This window comes from Parabacteroides faecis (genome assembly GCF_014647375.1).
GTDB classification, from domain to species: Bacteria; Bacteroidota; Bacteroidia; order Bacteroidales; family Tannerellaceae; genus Parabacteroides; species Parabacteroides faecis.
This window is the reverse complement of record NZ_BMPB01000008.1, coordinates 117,910-134,464: the sequence shown is the minus strand read 5'-3', so window position 1 is coordinate 134,464 and position 16,555 is coordinate 117,910. Positions and strand designations below refer to the sequence as shown.

The 16,555-nt window shown below is 47.0% G+C and carries 17 protein-coding genes and 1 pseudogene; 8 read left to right on the top strand and 10 right to left on the bottom strand.

Annotated features, from left to right (window positions below; genetic code table 11):
- Positions 1-19: 19 nt before the first annotated feature.
- Positions 20-922: a DUF6268 family outer membrane beta-barrel protein gene (locus IEY67_RS12835; RefSeq protein ID WP_122354475.1), complete on the bottom strand. Its 903-nt coding sequence runs from the start codon at positions 920-922 to the stop codon at positions 20-22.
- 309 nt (positions 923-1,231) lie between these two features.
- Positions 1,232-1,414, bottom strand: coding sequence for a hypothetical protein (locus tag IEY67_RS12830; RefSeq protein ID WP_122373167.1), 183 nt, complete (start codon positions 1,412-1,414; stop codon positions 1,232-1,234).
- Positions 1,415-1,858: 444 nt separating this feature from the next.
- Between IEY67_RS12830 and IEY67_RS12825 the strand changes: the two genes are divergently transcribed.
- Genes IEY67_RS12825 through IEY67_RS12810 form a run of 4 tightly spaced genes read left to right on the top strand, consistent with a single transcriptional unit; the run spans position 1,859 to position 5,619 of the window.
- A complete protein-coding gene (locus IEY67_RS12825) occupies positions 1,859-2,263 on the top strand; it encodes a hypothetical protein (protein ID WP_229801050.1) in 405 nt (134 codons plus the stop codon).
- 35 nt (positions 2,264-2,298) lie between these two features.
- A complete protein-coding gene (locus tag IEY67_RS12820) occupies positions 2,299-2,952 on the top strand; it encodes a DUF3575 domain-containing protein (protein ID WP_229801049.1) in 654 nt (217 codons plus the stop codon).
- Positions 2,953-2,958: 6 nt separating this feature from the next.
- Positions 2,959-3,984 carry a DUF6562 domain-containing protein gene (locus tag IEY67_RS12815; protein ID WP_122373166.1) on the top strand — a complete coding sequence of 342 codons (1,026 nt, stop codon included), beginning with the start codon at positions 2,959-2,961 and terminating at the stop codon, positions 3,982-3,984.
- Positions 3,985-4,029: 45 nt separating this feature from the next.
- Positions 4,030-5,619 (top strand): DUF6562 domain-containing protein, encoded by a 1,590-nt coding sequence (locus IEY67_RS12810; RefSeq protein WP_158607038.1) that lies wholly within the window; start codon positions 4,030-4,032, stop codon positions 5,617-5,619.
- Positions 5,620-5,727: 108 nt separating this feature from the next.
- Here IEY67_RS12810 and pgl read toward each other — a convergent pair whose 3' ends face one another.
- Genes pgl through IEY67_RS12790 form a run of 4 tightly spaced genes read right to left on the bottom strand, consistent with a single transcriptional unit; the run spans position 5,728 to position 10,818 of the window.
- On the bottom strand, positions 5,728-6,429 hold the full coding sequence (gene pgl, locus IEY67_RS12805) for a 6-phosphogluconolactonase (protein ID WP_122373164.1): 702 nt from the start codon (positions 6,427-6,429) through the stop codon (positions 5,728-5,730).
- Positions 6,430-6,475: 46 nt separating this feature from the next.
- Complete coding sequence (gene zwf / locus IEY67_RS12800) at positions 6,476-7,945, bottom strand: glucose-6-phosphate dehydrogenase (protein ID WP_122373163.1); 1,470 nt, start codon at positions 7,943-7,945, stop codon at positions 6,476-6,478.
- 18 nt (positions 7,946-7,963) lie between these two features.
- On the bottom strand, positions 7,964-9,418 hold the full coding sequence (gene gnd / locus IEY67_RS12795; protein WP_122373162.1) for a decarboxylating NADP(+)-dependent phosphogluconate dehydrogenase: 1,455 nt from the start codon (positions 9,416-9,418) through the stop codon (positions 7,964-7,966).
- Between the two features lie 23 nt (positions 9,419-9,441).
- Positions 9,442-10,818: an FAD-dependent oxidoreductase gene (locus IEY67_RS12790; RefSeq protein WP_122373161.1), complete on the bottom strand. Its 1,377-nt coding sequence runs from the start codon at positions 10,816-10,818 to the stop codon at positions 9,442-9,444.
- Between the two features lie 494 nt (positions 10,819-11,312).
- On the opposite strand from IEY67_RS12790, the gene IEY67_RS12785 reads away from it, so the two are divergent.
- The gene (locus tag IEY67_RS12785; RefSeq protein WP_122373160.1) at positions 11,313-11,744 is read left to right on the top strand and encodes a transposase; all 432 of its coding nucleotides are present in this window, start codon (positions 11,313-11,315) and stop codon (positions 11,742-11,744) included.
- 244 nt (positions 11,745-11,988) lie between these two features.
- Here the strand turns inward: IEY67_RS12785 and IEY67_RS12780 are convergent, their stop codons facing one another.
- The 3 genes from IEY67_RS12780 to IEY67_RS12770 all read right to left on the bottom strand — a co-directional run bounded on the left by IEY67_RS12780 (position 11,989) and on the right by IEY67_RS12770 (position 14,019).
- On the bottom strand, positions 11,989-12,834 hold the full coding sequence (locus IEY67_RS12780) for an AraC family transcriptional regulator (RefSeq protein WP_122354486.1): 846 nt from the start codon (positions 12,832-12,834) through the stop codon (positions 11,989-11,991).
- Positions 12,835-12,849: 15 nt separating this feature from the next.
- Complete coding sequence (locus IEY67_RS12775; protein WP_122373476.1) at positions 12,850-13,656, bottom strand: AraC family transcriptional regulator; 807 nt, start codon at positions 13,654-13,656, stop codon at positions 12,850-12,852.
- Between the two features lie 183 nt (positions 13,657-13,839).
- Positions 13,840-14,019 (bottom strand): hypothetical protein, encoded by a 180-nt coding sequence (locus tag IEY67_RS12770; protein ID WP_183671606.1) that lies wholly within the window; start codon positions 14,017-14,019, stop codon positions 13,840-13,842.
- An 80-nt stretch (positions 14,020-14,099) separates the two neighbouring features.
- Here IEY67_RS12770 and IEY67_RS12765 point away from each other — a divergent pair, with 80 nt between their 5' ends.
- Together IEY67_RS12765 and IEY67_RS25320 are read left to right on the top strand one after the other, a co-directional pair.
- Positions 14,100-14,690, top strand: coding sequence for an ORF6N domain-containing protein (locus IEY67_RS12765; RefSeq protein ID WP_183671605.1), 591 nt, complete (start codon positions 14,100-14,102; stop codon positions 14,688-14,690).
- A pseudogene (locus tag IEY67_RS25320) lies at positions 14,668-15,009 on the top strand (DUF3987 domain-containing protein); the annotation flags it as partial. The gene IEY67_RS12765 and the pseudogene IEY67_RS25320, both read left to right, overlap by 23 nt.
- Positions 15,010-15,069: 60 nt before the next feature.
- Here IEY67_RS25320 and IEY67_RS12760 read toward each other — a convergent pair.
- Complete coding sequence (locus tag IEY67_RS12760) at positions 15,070-15,423, bottom strand: winged helix-turn-helix transcriptional regulator (RefSeq protein WP_183671731.1); 354 nt, start codon at positions 15,421-15,423, stop codon at positions 15,070-15,072.
- A 255-nt stretch (positions 15,424-15,678) separates the two neighbouring features.
- Between IEY67_RS12760 and IEY67_RS12755 the strand changes: the two genes are divergently transcribed.
- A complete protein-coding gene (locus tag IEY67_RS12755; protein WP_229801070.1) occupies positions 15,679-16,554 on the top strand; it encodes an arginase family protein in 876 nt (291 codons plus the stop codon).
- Position 16,555 lies beyond the last annotated feature (1 nt).

Sequence of the window (16,555 nt, the reverse complement as noted above, 5' to 3'; positions counted from 1 at the left end):
TATCAGAAACGTCATCGACTTAGAAACCATATTTCAAGGCTACACTTGCATAAAAAGAAGGCATGAAATGCGGATCATATTCGTCTCCTTTGAAGAATGCTTTCAATGTCCGGTCGCTATAATAAGCGGCACGGTAAGCCGACACTCCGACCGTCAGCGGGATGGAGAACGATTTCGACAAGACCAGTTCGGGTTGAAGTCCGCAGACGACATACTGCTGCGTAAATATCTGATCTTTCCCGCCATGCTCCACCAAAGCCATCATTCCGCCCATCGAAGCGACCAGCTTCAAACGCATCAACTTATGTAGCTGGATGCCACCCGACAGCTCGATCCCGTCCATCATCGAGACATTCACCATATAACGTCCCTCGATCCGCCAATCCACGAAAGCTGCCGGAAAGACCATCGGATAACCGAACGTCGTATTCAACGCTAGTCCCATCCCCACATCGAGGTTCTCCCGCAGATGCCAGATCGCAGCAGCCATGCCTATTCCCATAAGATTATTGAAACGGATATACGACAGGTTGGGCGTATCCATGAATGTCCCCACCCCGACACTTGCCAGCAGCGACCATTTTTTATTCAACGGGCGGATATACGACACTGCCAGTTGGGCATTGAATATCTCTTTCAGATCGACATACCCCGCCAGGTTCTTGTTATTCATCGATGCGTACGTTGCGCCCACTCCCACCATCCAGGCGGTCGGGTGGTTATTTTCATCCATCTTCATAGACAGGGGAATATTCACGCCTCCCTGTATCACTTTCATATCCCCTTTGCCGCCAACCTTTTGGTTATCCGCATCGCGGAAGCCGGAAGAGCCGATATACTCAGTCTTCAGCCAAACCTGGGCATTTACACCCTGACATACAGAAACAAACAGTAAAATCATCCACAACCATGCAGTCTTCATACCTTATTCACTTTAAGTTTACAGTTTAATACGCTGCAAAACTATTCGAACAAAGCATGGCGTTGCAGATTAATAGACAAACACGGGGATAATAATAGACCAAACGCAGGTTTCAGTATATAACGGACTACAAAGTCACTCCTTAAATTCGGATACACGCTAGGCTATATGAAAGGAAAGAATAAAAAAATCCCAGGAAAGATCAGAGCTTCGTTTTTTTAAAAGGGGATACATCCTGTAATTAAAAGGGGTACATGTGTTTGCGTAAGAACAAGCTCTTAGTGCGCGATCTTTCCCGGAATTAGTATGTCAGGGGACGTCATTTTCTTCGTTCAGGTCATCAGCTTCCTGATTGCCGCCCTCTATTGTTTCCGTAACGTCTTTAATATCACCTGCTGTATAGGTGTTAGACAGGACAGAGGCATCCGAAGCCATCGCTTCGTCGGTCAGATCCGAGCTCTCGTCCCACAGTGTTTGCATTATCTTCGTCATAACCGTTGATTTTATTGTTGATACACTATTCTAACAGCCTGTAGACGATAATTGTTGTCGGTAGAACGATGTTTTTTTAATTCTTTTACAGATAAACCGTTTTTATGGTTAAAAGGGAAGGACATAGTTCGTATAGAACTAGGTTAATTATGCTTTCAAAGGTATGAAATAAATCAACACAACCTCTACAAAGCCGTTAATTTATAAAGCAAGTATGTGTTTTTGCAAAGAATAGACCTTTTATGTCAGGAAAGCGGAATTGTATCGGGTACCAATACGATAATTGCCAAAAACTTAATTTTATATAAACCCAGTAGGTACTTTATGTTTTTGGAGGTGGTAAAAAAAGGATCAACACATTTTTTAGTATGTTTTTCATTTCAAAACGCACGCCTATTTTTATTAAGACATAGTTCTATACGAACTAATTAAATCTCAAAGATTATGGCTACAAATGAACCAAAGAAACGTAGCATCACCGGCAACCTCGTCGCTAACATGCTGACAGAGTGTGAAGACGACTTCACATTGAATATTACCTACGTGGCACGCCGCTTTATCGACAACCTTTGTCAGATCGCCGCCAAAGGTAAAAGTAAATTCACTGCTTCCGAATTGAGAACCACCTACAACGATCTGATGGACGTTGCAAAGGATAAGTTATACTCTGCTTCTACCGTAGAATTTGGTTTTGCAACCAACTCACTCGGTGTTGACGGTGCCTTTATAGGACCGAAGGCTAAATCGATCCTACGAAGAATAAAATCAACATTCGTGTTATCCCACTCACCTCCAACAATCATCACCGCATCCGACACCCAGATACGCTCACATCCGGTCTCCGGATAAACGATTCCCTTTATTCAAACACACTACGTATATATATGGCAACACGACTTATTCCATCCCAAACACTCCGCAACATCATCTCCGCACTATTTTCCGCTTGTATGATCTTCATCACGACAATAGCAAACGCTCTGCCTCCATCCGACAAAGCGATTGGCAATATCTCTCCTACTGCTCCGGTTCCTACGGCGAATAGATACCTTGCCGTAAAAACCAACCTGGCAGCTTGGGCAGGAACGATTATGAACATGGCGGCAGACGTGCAAATCACGAAACATGTTTCCGTAGAATTACCCGTATTATGGTGTCCGTGGCATATCGGTAGCCAGCATGCTGTAAAAACCTTTGTCATCCAACCTGAAGGGCGTTACTGGCTTTCCAAGCCTGGCAGAGGACACTTCTTCGGTATTCATGCGCACATGGGCTGGTTCAATGTCCGGTGGAACCGCGACCGCTATCAGGATACCGATCGTCCGTTCGTGGGTGCAGGCATCAGTTACGGTTATCTGTTGCCGTTCAATGAACATTGGGCAGGAGAATTTACCCTCGGCGCCGGTTATGCCAACATGAAATACGACACCTATTATAATATAGACAACGGCGCATGCATCGACACGCACACCCGGAACTATTGGGGCATCACACGTGTAGGTCTGTCGATTGTCTACCGGTTCAACTTAAAAAAGTAAGCGACCATGAAGAAACAATATTCCATCCTGTTGTTCATGTTACTCTCCATGCTGGGCAGCTGCGTACACGATTATCCCACGATAACCGAAGAAGGTGAAGAGGGTATCGACCCCACACTGGTACAAATCAACACAGAAGTGACACTCGACCTCGAACTCGTTCCGCTCGAAATCATCACACAAAAGAACGTCCGGACCGGAACCACGAAAGCTACTTCCGATTACCGACGCCGCTTCATCATCGAAGCCCGGAGAGACGGACATGCCGAAACACGCCAAGTAACGATACTGGATGAAGCCGAAACTGAAAACAAACAAATCTCCCTTCCTATCAATCTCCGCCTGCATGCCGTGGAGTACACTCTCGCCGTATGGACCGACTACGTGAAAGCAAACTCAGGCACCGACCTGTATTACGACACGGAGGATTTACAATACGTAGGTTGTACCGTTCCCTATACAGGTAGCACCGACTACCGGGATTGCCTCTACGGAACTACACCACTCGACCTGCGTCCCTACCGGGATGAATGGAACGCTAAAGTGCAGGTATCGGTGGATATGGTCCGTCCGCTGGCAAAATATGAACTGATCGCTACGGACGTAAAGGACTTTCTGCGCAAGACCCGCAAACAACGGTCCGGAGGCAAAGCCTTCAACGTCACATTCGCTTACGGCTTCTATCTGCCAACCGTATTCAACGTCCTGTCGGGTAAGCCTGCCGATTCGCAGACGGGAGTGCAATACACCGTCCCGCTCACTATTCCCACGGACGGCGCAGAGGAATGTAGTATCGGGACAGACTACATATTTGTGAACGGCATGGAATCGTTCGTCCAGCTCTCGATAGAGATACAGGATGAAAGAGGTACGGTCGTCGCACGCACTACCGGCCTCGAAGTGCCCTACTGCCGTGGACATCTCACCACTGTCCGTGCCCGTTTCCTCACCAACGAGATGCAAGGAGGCGTGGATATTGACGATGATTTTGAAGGAAATATAGACATAGACCTCGACGGTCTGCTCAAATGATCGACGAACAAAATATAATAATTAAACATCAAAATGTTAGAAACAATGAAGAAGAACAATCTTTATCTTTGGTTAATCACCCTTCTGGGATTGATAACCTCGTGCAGCCAGGACGAACCCGCCAATGTGCTGCAAACCAATAATCCGGGCAGTCGGGTGAGCCTTACCGCGTCGTTGCCTGCTGATTTTGCAAAGGTTGAAACACGTACCGTGCCCTCTGCACCGGCAAATCATCAACTGCGTTGCGTGCTCGAAGTGTGGGATGAGGATCTTACCGTACTCAAAGTGCGTCAGGAAATGTGCACCACCGGAACAAGCGATCTCACTTTCGAATTCGAACTGACTAATTCCGGGAACTACAAGGCGTTGCTTTGGGCAGATTATATGGACGCCACCGCATCTTCCTCACCTGTTACCATTGCCGGACTGAACAGTGTAGCACATTATCCCGACAAATATTATACAACAGATGGCTCCACAGGATTACAAGCCGTAGAGATGAAACAAGGAAGCACAACTCCCGCAGACTGCGACGCTTTTTATGCCTCCAAAAACTTCACCAAAGAGGCTAGCGCCCTGAATGACCTGAAAGTAACTCTCACGCGTCCGCTCACCAAGCTGACCATTGCGGAAAAGGATGCCACAAACTTCGGTTACTTCAATAGCATGAATATCACATTCTCCGTTCCCAGCTTGCTGAATGTGGCCACCGGTACTGTCTCCGGATCAAAGAACTGGGAAGTAAAAGGCAACGCAAACGAATTTGATAACGGCAAGGATATCACCATCAAGAGTTCTTCCTGCAAAACGATCTTTTCCCAATATTTCTTTGCCGAAGCGGACGGTACGATAGGTGAAATCACAATGGAGTTTACAGCGACAACGGCAAGCGGTAAGAAACTGAAGACGATTACCCTACCTGCCGGAATCCCAGCCAAACGCAACTATTGCGTCAATGCTGCCGGAAGCCTGCTGGTTATCGAAGACGAGCCTTCAACTGTCACGAAAATAACAGTGGATATCGATAAAGACTGGACGAGCGAACAGGAAGATACAGATGTGGACCCGAAGGTTGGCGACTGCTATTACTCGGATAATACCTGGTCAACCACGATAGACAAGAGCAAAACGGCTATCGGTGTCGTGTACTGGATAGATCCTACAAACAAGATCAAAGGTAAGATCATGGCGAAAGATTATGTTACAGCTCAGGTATGGGGACCTGTGGGTGTTGATGAATCAGCAGTCGGAGCCATCGGACAAAGTATCCGCAACGAAACGGACGGATCGCTGGGAACCCAGAAACTGCTCACTCAATATGGAAGTAATGCTGACTTTAAAACGAAATATGAAGTGTTTAACCAGGCATATGAAGCAAACGGCAGTGATAATAGTCCCTGGTATATTCCTTCAAAGAATGAGTTAGCGGAACTTTATACGATATATACAAATAATAATAAAATATTGGATAACACGCTGACCTCAATAGGAGGACGCGCATTCAAACTCAATACCCATTGGAGCTCCACGGAGAACGATGCCAATACAGCTTTTACCATAGCCTTTGACGATGGTACTCTAAGCAGCAGAACAAAAAGCAACAATCAAAGCGTGCGTTGCATCCGAGCATTTTAACATTCCAGTCAAGAGCTATTAACCCGACAAAAGAGATGCATCGAAAGCCTAAAAAGCTTTTCGGTGCACCTCTTTCTATATATAAAGTCAAGGACTTCTATCCTTTCATCACAATGTCGTATAAACGATCGAATCTACCGCATGCGACAGGATATAAGCAGCCGGTGTTGCATTCGTAGCCGAATACCCCTGCTTCAACTCCTCTATCGCAGCCGCCTTGCCTTTACCCAACACGGGGACAAGCAGCGGCGAACCGTTCAGGATAAGCGGACCCGTCATCGTAATACGGAACTGTCCCGATTCCGGATGCTGCGATACGGCATAATTCCGGCTGTCCGTCAGCAACGGCAGATTATCCGGGAAGATGGATGCCGTATGCGAATCGCCTCCTATCCCCAGGATGATACAATCGAAATACGGGAACTGCCCGTGACGAGGCAGATATTCCTTCACGATACGCGAATAACGCATTGCCTCCGTGCCGGGTTCTCCTTCACCGTGGATCCGGTGAATATGATCTTTAGGTATCTGCAGGGGTTCGAACAATAACTTGTTCGCATGCCCGAAATTACTCTCCGCATCTGTCGGCGGCACACAACGCTCGTCCACCCAGAAGAAACGCATGTTCTCCCAGTCGATCTTATCTTTATACTCATCCGCCCATAGAGCAAACATCTGTTTGGCTGTCTCGCCACCCGACAAAGCCAGGTTGAACGGCGTCTGCTCTTCTTTACGGGCCATATAATCCATCAATTGGCTGGTCAAAGCCCGCAAAGCCTCCTTGTTGTCTTTGTAATTCTCTATTTTCATATGTTTCTCATTTGAGGGGGCGATTCACGAACTGCCCCTACGTTGTTTAACCGCAGGAATCGCAGGAGTCTCCTGCTGAGTCTGCGCCTAACATCATTCTTTCCAATGGCCCGTTCTGCCCCGGTTCGTAGAAGAAGAGATTCTTCGAACCTTCCTCTTTCCAGTGATGCAGGATCGGGTCGATAAAGCGCCAGCTGGCTTCCAAAGCGTCGCTACGTGCATACAAGGTCGAATCGCCCAGCATGGCATCCAGCAACAGACGCTCGTAAGCATCCGGCAAATGGGTCTTTGACAGTGAATCGTAGCGGAACTCCATCCCTACCTGCTTCACTGTGAATCCGGCACCCGGCATCTTCAGGCCGAAACGCAGCGTGATGCTCTCGTCCGGCTGGATACGGATCACCAGCTTGTTACATGAACTGCCCGAGCATTGTCCGGCAAAAAGCTGATGGGGTGTCGATTTGAAATGGATAACGATCTCCGACGACTTCTCCGGCAGTTTCTTCCCCGTAAAGAAGTAGAACGGCACACCGCTCCAACGCCAGTTGTCGATGAAGAACTTCATGCCGACATAGGTTTCCGTATTCGAATCCGGCGCGACATTCTTCTCTTCACGATAGCCGTCGTACTGCCCGCGGACCACCTGTTCGTTGATCTCGCGGATCGTATAAGGACGGATGGCACGGAAGACCTTCACGATCTCGTCGCGGATAGGTTCAGGATCGAACACGGCGGGCGATTCCATAGCGGCAAACGCCATCAGCTGCATGAGGTGATTCTGAATCATATCACGCAGGGCCCCTGCCCCGTCATAGTATTTACCGCGGTTCTCCACGCCCAATGTTTCGGATGCGCTGATCTCCACCGAATCGACATAATTACGGTTCCATAACGGTTCGAAAATACCGTTGGAGAAACGGAGTACCAGGATGTTCTGCACCGTCTCCTTACCCAGGTAATGGTCGATACGGTAAATCTCGTTCTCGTCGAAGATGCGGCAGAGATGCTTGTTCAGCTCCTGCGCCGTCTCCAGGCTTGTACCGAAAGGCTTCTCGACGATCACGCGACGCCAGCCGTCTTCCGATTCCGCCACGTTCATGCCGTTTTCCTGCAGGTACTTCGGTACCAGCTCGTACATCAGCGGCGGTGTAGCCAGATAATACATGATCCTGTCCGGGATATTCTCTTGTTGCAGCAACAGATGTACACGGTCTTTCAGTTTCACATATTCGGCGGATTTGGTCGAATCGAATGCCAGGTAGAACAGTATCTGGAGGAATCTATCCAGATCTGCGCTGTTTGTTTCCTTATTTCCCCGTGCTTCCAGGATATGTTTACGTTGTTCGGCACGGAACTCATCATCCGTAAACGCTGTACGTGCAGCTCCCAGTATGGCAAAATGTTCGGGCAACATATCGCCGATGAACAATTCAAAAAGTGCGGGCAGCAACTTGCGGCCCGTCAGGTCGCCCGATGCCCCGAAAATAACAAGTAGTTGGTCGTTTGCTCTTTTCATTCTCCGGTCCTCCACTTGTTAAACTGTATAGGTTCCTGAAACCGTATTACCCCCTTCGCCCGTCCAGTTGGTGTGGAAGAAAATACCACGGTCGCGGTCTGTCCGTTCATACGTGTGAGCACCGAAATAGTCACGCTGCGCCTGTATCAGGTTGGCTGCCGAGCTCTGGGTACGCAACCCGTCGAAATAACTCAGGGCGGAACTCATGGCCGGTAGGGCGACACCGCTCAGGGCACCTTCCGCAACGACTTTACGCCAGGAAGGTAAAGCAGACTGTATCTTGGTGCGGAAGAAATCGTCGAACAACAGGTTTTCGAGTTCCGGATTCTTCCGGTAAGCCTCCGTGATCTTCTGCAGAAAGACGGAACGGATGATGCAACCCTTACGCCAGATCTGTGCGATCGTCCCGAAATCCAGTTTCCAGCCATAACGTTCGGAAGCACGGCGGATCAGGGAGAATCCCTGCGCATAAGAGATCAGCTTGGCAGCATACAATGCCTGGCGTATCTCTTCCACATACAGGTTTTCACCCAACTGCACCGGTTCCGGATACAAGCCGGAAGCCTTTTCGCGTTCGTCAGAGAGGGCGGACAGCATACGGGCGTACACGGCCTCGGTAATCAGCGTCAACGGATCGTTCTCGTCCATTGCGGCGATGGCACTCCATTTTCCCGTTCCTTTCTGGCCGGCAACGTCGAGTATCTTATCCAGCAACGGCTTGCCGTCTTCGTCGCGGAAGCGGAGTATGTTCGTGGTGATCTCGATCAGGAAACTATCCAGTTCGCCCTTGTTCCATTCTTCAAAGACGACGGACATTTCATCATTGTCCAGGCCTTTCCGGTTCTTCAACAGGGAATAGGCTTCGGAGATCAGCTGCATGTCACCGTACTCGATGCCGTTGTGCACCATCTTGACAAAGTGCCCGGCACCGCCTTCGCCGATCCATTGGCAACAAGGCTTACCGTCATCCAGCTTGGCTGCGATACTCTGTAAAATATCCTTTACGATGGGCCATGCTTCGGGAGATCCTCCGGGCATGATAGAAGGGCCGTGCAAGGCACCTTCTTCACCTCCCGAAATACCTGATCCGACAAAATACAGACCTTTGGCTTCCACCTCTTTCACACGGCGTTCCGTATCATGGAAGTCGGAGTTGCCTCCGTCGATGATCACGTCGCCGGGCGACATATGAGGCAAGAGCTGTTCAATCATTTCGTCGACCGGAGCACCGGCCTTGATCATCATCATAATGATGCGGGGACGCTTCACGGCATCCACCAGTTCTTCGATCGAATGGGTAGCGATAAAATTCTTTCCTTTTCCACGGCCGTTCACGAAGCGGTCCACCACTCCTTCTTCGCCGGGGAAACTACGGTTATATACTGCAACGGTAAAACCTTTGCTTTCCATATTTAGAGCCAGGTTCTCACCCATCACGGCGAGACCAATCAGTCCGATATCAGCTTTCTTCATGTTTTGTTCTATTTTATATTTCGTTATTTTATTAATGCAAACAAATCGTTCAACGATTCACTCATCGACGGATGCGTATAAATACTGTCCCGAAGGAATGTATAGTCTTTTCCGGCACGTATGGCCAGCGATACGGTGTTGATCACCTCGGTCGACTCGGCACAGAAAAGGGTACATCCCAGTATCTCGCCTGTTTCCGTATCGACGATCGCTTTCAGCAGTCCGTCCGTCTGTTCGAAGGTACGTGTCCGCGGGAATGCAGCAGCCGGCATCCGTGCAATGCTTATTTTCCTTCCGGAACGCAGCGCCTCTTCCTCTCCCATCCCGATGCGTGACAGCGGGGGATCGATGAATACGGAATAGGCAACCGCCACACGGTCATCCTTCGTTCGCCGTCCGTTACCGAACAGCTGGTCTTTTATCACACGATAATCGTCCAGAGAGATGTAGGTAAATTGAAGACCGCCCGTCACATCGCCCATTGCCCAGATATTCGGGACATTGGTGCGCAGATGGTCGTCCACGATGACGGCTCCCCGGTCGGAGATCTTTATCCCCGCAGCTTCCGGATGCAGGTCTGTGGTGTTCGGACGGCGTCCGGTTGCCAGCAGCACAGCGTCGGCGGGAAGTTGTACTTCGTTTCCTTCTTTCTCTTTATATGTTATAACAACTCCGGAGCCATTGTGTTCAATCGACTGTACCGAAGCGTTCAGACGGATGGTGATTCCTTTCTTTTCGAGTACCGTTTTTACCGCATCGGCAATGTCGCGGTCTTCGCGGGCAATGAACTTGTCTCCCCCTTCCAGCACGATCACTTCCGAACCGAAACCGGCAAACATGGAGGCGAATTCCAGGCCGATATAACCGCCGCCTACAATCACCAGCCGACGTGGTAGTTTGTCCAGTTCCATGATCGAGGTACTGGTGTAGACAAACGGATTTCCATCTATACCTTTGATGGGTGGGATGATGGTAGATGCTCCCGTATTGATGAATATCTTTTTACCTTCCAGGAGGAGGGTTTCGTTACCTGCTTTTACTTCTATTTCGTAAGGAGAACGGAAAGAGGCGATGCCTGTATAGACAGTCACGGTATCTTTTGAGTCGAGGTTGTCGAAATTCTTTTTACGCAGCAGCGAGGTCAGTTCCCTTTTCCCGGCAATCGCCTGGCGGAACTCTTCGGCATACTGTTCGAAGGAAGAAGGTTTGCGGTAGGAAATGACTTTCGACATATGCACCAGCCTTTTCGTCGGGATACAACCGATATTGATACAGGTTCCTCCGTACATACCGGACGAACGCTCGATAATAGCGACATTCCAGCCTCTGTTTCCCAACTCTGCGGCAAGTGTTTTACCGGCTTTACCAAACCCAATGATAATTGCATCGTACTTTTTCATCCTACAATCCTCCTCTTTTTTAGACTAAGTTATTAACAGAACAGCTGTTTTAACCTAATTGTTCGTAAAATTTTATCTATATTCTGATAATTGTTATCTATCCCCCGCCCTAATAGCAAAGGTCGACGATACAAAAGTAGAGAATGCAGACGGTTAAGAGGATATCTATTTTTCCTGAAAAGTTGGCGATTTGGCTAAATAAGAAAAAATGTGAAACATTTTTTCAGTTGACAGTTGACAGTTGACAGTTGACAAATGACAGTTGAGAGTTAGGCTTCGCTATCGAATATAGAAATAATTGAACCTATTCGAGCATAAGCGATCGTTCATAAACAAGGCTGGCTTAGTTACAGGTTCATTTGCCGTCAGTTTCAACTGACGGATAGTTAATGGATATATTATTCCTGGACTTTAGTCCCATTTCTCTTTAATAATATTACCTTTGTAAAGAATGTCGATTTAACCGGGGAAATCCCCCTTAACAAAAGAAATATATGAGCTATGTAAAAATTATCTTACACTGTGTCTGGAGTACCAGAAACCGTCAACCTTTACTGTCCGACTGCAGTCAGCGTAAAACTCTTTTTGCCCATATCTGTGCCAATGCCAAAGAGAAAGGTATATGGGTTAGTTTGGTTGGAGGTTATGTAGACCATCTACATCTTATACTCTATCTGGGAAAAGATCAAATTCCGTCTAAAGTATTACAACTCATTAAAGGTGAAGCTTCTCACTGGTTTAATAAACAATATGGGCAACGTCTGGAATGGCAGGATGATTATTTTTCTGTCTCCATCGGAGAAAGCCAGCTTGCAGCAGTTAGTAATTATATACTTAATCAGGAAGAACATCATCGTCATAAAAGCTTTCAGGAAGAGTATGAGGAGTTTATGCGTGTATATAAATTCAAGAAGAAATGTGACTAAAGTTAAAGAATAATATACACATTAACTATCCGTCAGTTAAAACTGACGGCAAATAGACCTGTAATAGCTGAGTTACTTTGATTACGGGTAGTTTATTTATTGATAAAATTTGAAGGGACCGTCTAAAAAGTATTTTTGACTCTGTTTTATTCGAATACCTATCTGAGATTGATTTCAAATATTCAATTCTCAAGGAGAATGAGTGACTTTTTAGACAACCTCTTCACATCGGATAAGACATCTACTATTCTTTAATAATCTTATTCTTCTTCCTGTACTCGGTTGCACTCATTCCGGTTGCGTTCTTGAAGAAGCGGCTGAAGGTGGCCTGGTCTTCGAAGCCCAGCATCAGGGCGATCTCTTTGGAGCTTTTGGAGGAGTAGAGTAACAGGCGTTCGGCTTCTGCCTGAATGCGGTTGTGGATGATGCGTATGGCAGAGGGTTGCTGGTAGGTGGAAAGGAGGTTTGCCAACGTCTTCGGCGATTTGTTCAGCATATCGGCATATTCCTGCACCTGCTTCTTTTCCTTGAACCAGGTATCGACCAGGACATAAAACTTACGGATCGTCTCAAACTGCATGCCGTTTTCCGTCCTCACCCCCTGCCGATTCTCCGCGATGCGTGTACATAATATAATAAAACGTTTCAGTAACACACGGAGCATTTCATCCTGCAGGTGGTCGCGGCTTTCAAACTCCTCGCGCATGATGTCCGTTAAGGTCCGGATCTTCCGCTTCTCGTCGTCGGAGAGATCGAAAATCACCACATGCGAGGAACCATGAAACAACAGTCCGTTGCACGACACCTCATGGTCATTGCCATAGATACAATAGAAATTACCATTGAACAACAGCGAGAGATATTCGCCCTCCACCCGGACAAACTCCAGATGATGCAGATGCGATAAAGTCAGCAGCTGGCCTGCTTCCAGTACGACCGACTGATGATCGACATCCAGCTCCAACCGTCCTGACAGCACCCAGATAAACTTATACAAAGACTTGTCCTTCAACAATGCCGGACTTTCATGCAACGAATCCGATAAAACGACTTTCCCTTTAATCTTGCTGTTTTCAAATGATAAATTCATACTACCCAATTTATATTACCTCCATTCGGTAGGGATCTCGCCCGTATGCCTGCGGAACCAGCGTGAAAAAGTATCGTGGTTGGCAAAGCCCAGCATCGTGGCGATCTGCGAAGGACGCAGACGGGTCTTCGATAACAGGTCTTTTGCTTCCAGCAATACGAACTCGCTGATCCACTCGGCGGCGGATATTCCGGCACCTTGTTTACACCGGATATTCAGTTCCTGCGAGGTGATCCCTAGTTTCTCCGCGTAAAAGTACGCAGGAGAATGGTGATATCTGCTAATTAAGGTCGCAAATTGTTGAAAAAAGAGTGAATTTTCTGTTTTCGGCGCGTCGATGATCGTTTTTCCCTGCTGTAAGTTTATGATTAGAGCCCGGAGCAACGATTCGACCACCTTCGCACGCATCTCTTTCATCTGTTCGATCTGCGATTCGATCAGGCGCAGATAAATGCGTGTTTCCTCGACCTCGTCCGAAGGGATATCGCGGTAGACGAGACGTTGCCGGTTGATCAGCAACTCTTCCGAAACGTAAACGATGATTCCTGTAAACCCGGTATCATGAAAAGGCTTTACCTCCGTCACATCATCGCTCGCCAGCAGAAGGAGTTGCCCGGGAGCCACTTCATACAGGTGATGCAAAGCCTTGCAACGAAAAGTACCTCCGGTACAGATCACGACCAACGTTCCCGAATCCAGCGGTAGTAATTTATCGTCTTCACCCTCTTTCACATAGAGGATCTTCAGCGAACTTTCAAGTTTCAGTTCCGGTGTCGACACGGAATTATAAAGATCCACAGGTAAGATTCTTTCTGTTTTCATCATCATGTTTTTTGTCTGTATTTTAATTTCCGGGTAAACATAAAAAGGTGTCTTTTAGTTTATTATGTTGTGTGATTTTATCTTTAGTTAAAAGAATAAGACATATTCTGTAAACAAAATCCCCGTCATGAAGAACAACGGTTCATTCTTCGTGACGGGGATGGCGGTCAGCGGAAACGTATCCTAAGGGATAGTTTCAAACAGAGGATCAGTCCGTGTTTCAGGAGACTGCACAGCAGGCGGTACAGGAGACGGATACGGGTCGGCCATGTCGGGAGTTTCGTCATCAGGTATAGATTTAAAGTGAAACAAAAAGTTAAGCAGGGCCAGGATAAATTCGATGATTCGTTTGAGTTTGGACATAATTATTACAATAAAAATAAGTTCATTTATAAAATAACATCTACATTTGTCGGAATAACAACAACTAAAAATTTATAACTATGAAAGATTTATGCATTGAAAACAAAATATTCGAATTACGCGGACAGCGTGTGATGTTGGATAGTGACCTCGCCGAATTATATGAAGTTGAAACCAAAAACCTAAATAAAGCTGTTAAACGTAATTTAGATCGTTTTCCAGCTGATTTTATGTTTCAACTGACAGAAAACTTGAGGTTCCAATTTGGAACCTCAAGTTGGGGTGGATCACGTTATTTGCCATACGCCTTTACAGAGCAAGGAGTTGCCATGCTTTCAGGAATATTACGTTCGTCCATAGCAGTGCAAGTCAATATAAACATAATGAGAGCATTTGTCAGAGTGAGGCAATACATCGCTTCATATAAAAGCGATAATTTGGAATTAGCTGAACTACACAAGCAAATGGAACTTATCCTCTCTCGTTTAAATGAGATAAACGAAGATATAGAAAGCCTTAACAAAGACCAGATTTCAAACGAAAGTATTTTTGAAGACTTATTTCGTTCCATAGCAGATATCAACCTTCAAATCCAATTAAAACATACAAAACTCGACAGAATACCAGTAAAAGGTTACTTAAAATATATTGATAAGGATCAAAACGGATGAAGTTCAATTCAAAAGCAACACAACCGGCTACGAACATTGTGCGCGTCCGCTGATGGGTATCCTGCTCTCGGGTACTTTCGGACAGTTCACCCGTTTTATCCCTTCGGCCGACGACGGTCTTTTCAGCCGCTTCCTGGCCTACACCGTCGACAAGCCGGTGGAATGGAAAGACCTGACCGACGAAGACAATAGTCCGTCGTCGAACAACTACTACCATGATCTGGGCCTGCGCGTGCTCGATATGGGAAACTTCCTGGATAAGTATCCTACCTTCGTGTGCTACACCAAGAAGCAGCGCGACCGTATGAATGCCCGTTTCCGCTACCTTTCGGAAAATACGTACGTTTCACTCGCGTTCATCCGGGTCGGGACAGCCCTCTCAGTCCTTTATCCCGAGAATCTTTTTCATCTCCGGACGGAAACTGTCTCCCCATCTCTCCATCTGTTCGATAATCGGAAGCAGGGTTTTACCTGTTTCCGTTATGGAATATTCGGAATGAGGAGGCAGTTCCTTAAATATCTTTTTCTTTATCATCCCGTGCATTTCCAGTTCTTTCAGTTGCTGGTTTATGACCCGCGGGCTGGCATCTTCAAACAGGCGGTGAAGCTCACTCGGACGCTTCGCCCCTGTACACAGTTCCTGGATGATGCAACTCTTCCACTTCCCTCCGATCACTTCCATAGTGATCTTTATGCCACAGTCAATGTCAAAAGGTATTTTCTTCTTATACATACTTGTTATTTTGGTATAAAGATACAAATTAAAACAGGACACCTGCAAAAAAAGCTGGTATACCCCCTGTCAGTCAGTATAGTGATAAATTTATCAGTATTATGAATAATTCAGCCGTACTTGCAGGATTGTCCCCTACCATTTACCTTTGTATCAAAAGACAGCACCATGAAAAAGTTATTATTATCAATTGTTTTATTCATTGGCGTAGCTTCGGCATACGCACACGATAAAGTATTTACAAATAATCAGAATATGGAAAATAAAACATCAACACTTCGTTTGATCTACCCGCAATGGCAGGGTGGAATTGTGGATCACTGGATGCCCGATATTCCGGCAGACGATGCTTCAAGAGGGTATTATTTAGGAGCTCAGTTACTGAACTTCCTGGCTCCCGAGAGTTCGCAAAAGACAGTGGAAGTACCGGTTTCACTGGATATAAACGACCGGAAAACGGAAAAAGGGGTCAGTGCCCGCAACGTAATCCTGAAGCAGACGAAAGCCGCCCTCGGAATAATCGGGGAAAACGCTCCGGAAAAGATCGTTACGCTCGGTGGCGAATGTTCGGTGAGTGTCGTGCCGTTTACTTATCTGGCTGCGAAATATCCGGATGATGTGGCGATTGTCTGGATCGATGCCCATCCCGATATAAATCTGCCTTACGATGACTATAAAGGCTATCATGCCATGGCTTTAACCGCCTGCCTGGGGATGGGTGACGAGGAAATTATCGGCACGCTGCCCGGAAAGGTCGATGCTTCGAAAGCGTTGCTCGTGGGATTGCGCTCATGGGATAAAGGTATGCAGGAACGTCAGAAAGAACTGGGGATAAAGGGCCTTTCACCGGAAGAGGTTGCCAATAACAGCGCGGCGGTCATGGAATGGCTGAAAGGGACCGGCGCCTCGAAGGTCGTTGTTCATTTCGACCTGGACGTGTTGGACCCTGCCGAAATCATTGCCGGTGTCGGTGTCGAACCTGACGGAATGAAGATGGATGAAGTGATCCGTGTGATAAATGATATTGCCTCCGGCTATGACCTGATAAGCCTGACCATAGCCGAACCGATGCCACGCATCGCCATCAAACTAAGAAATATGCTCAACCAATTGCCATTGCTGAAAGAGTAAC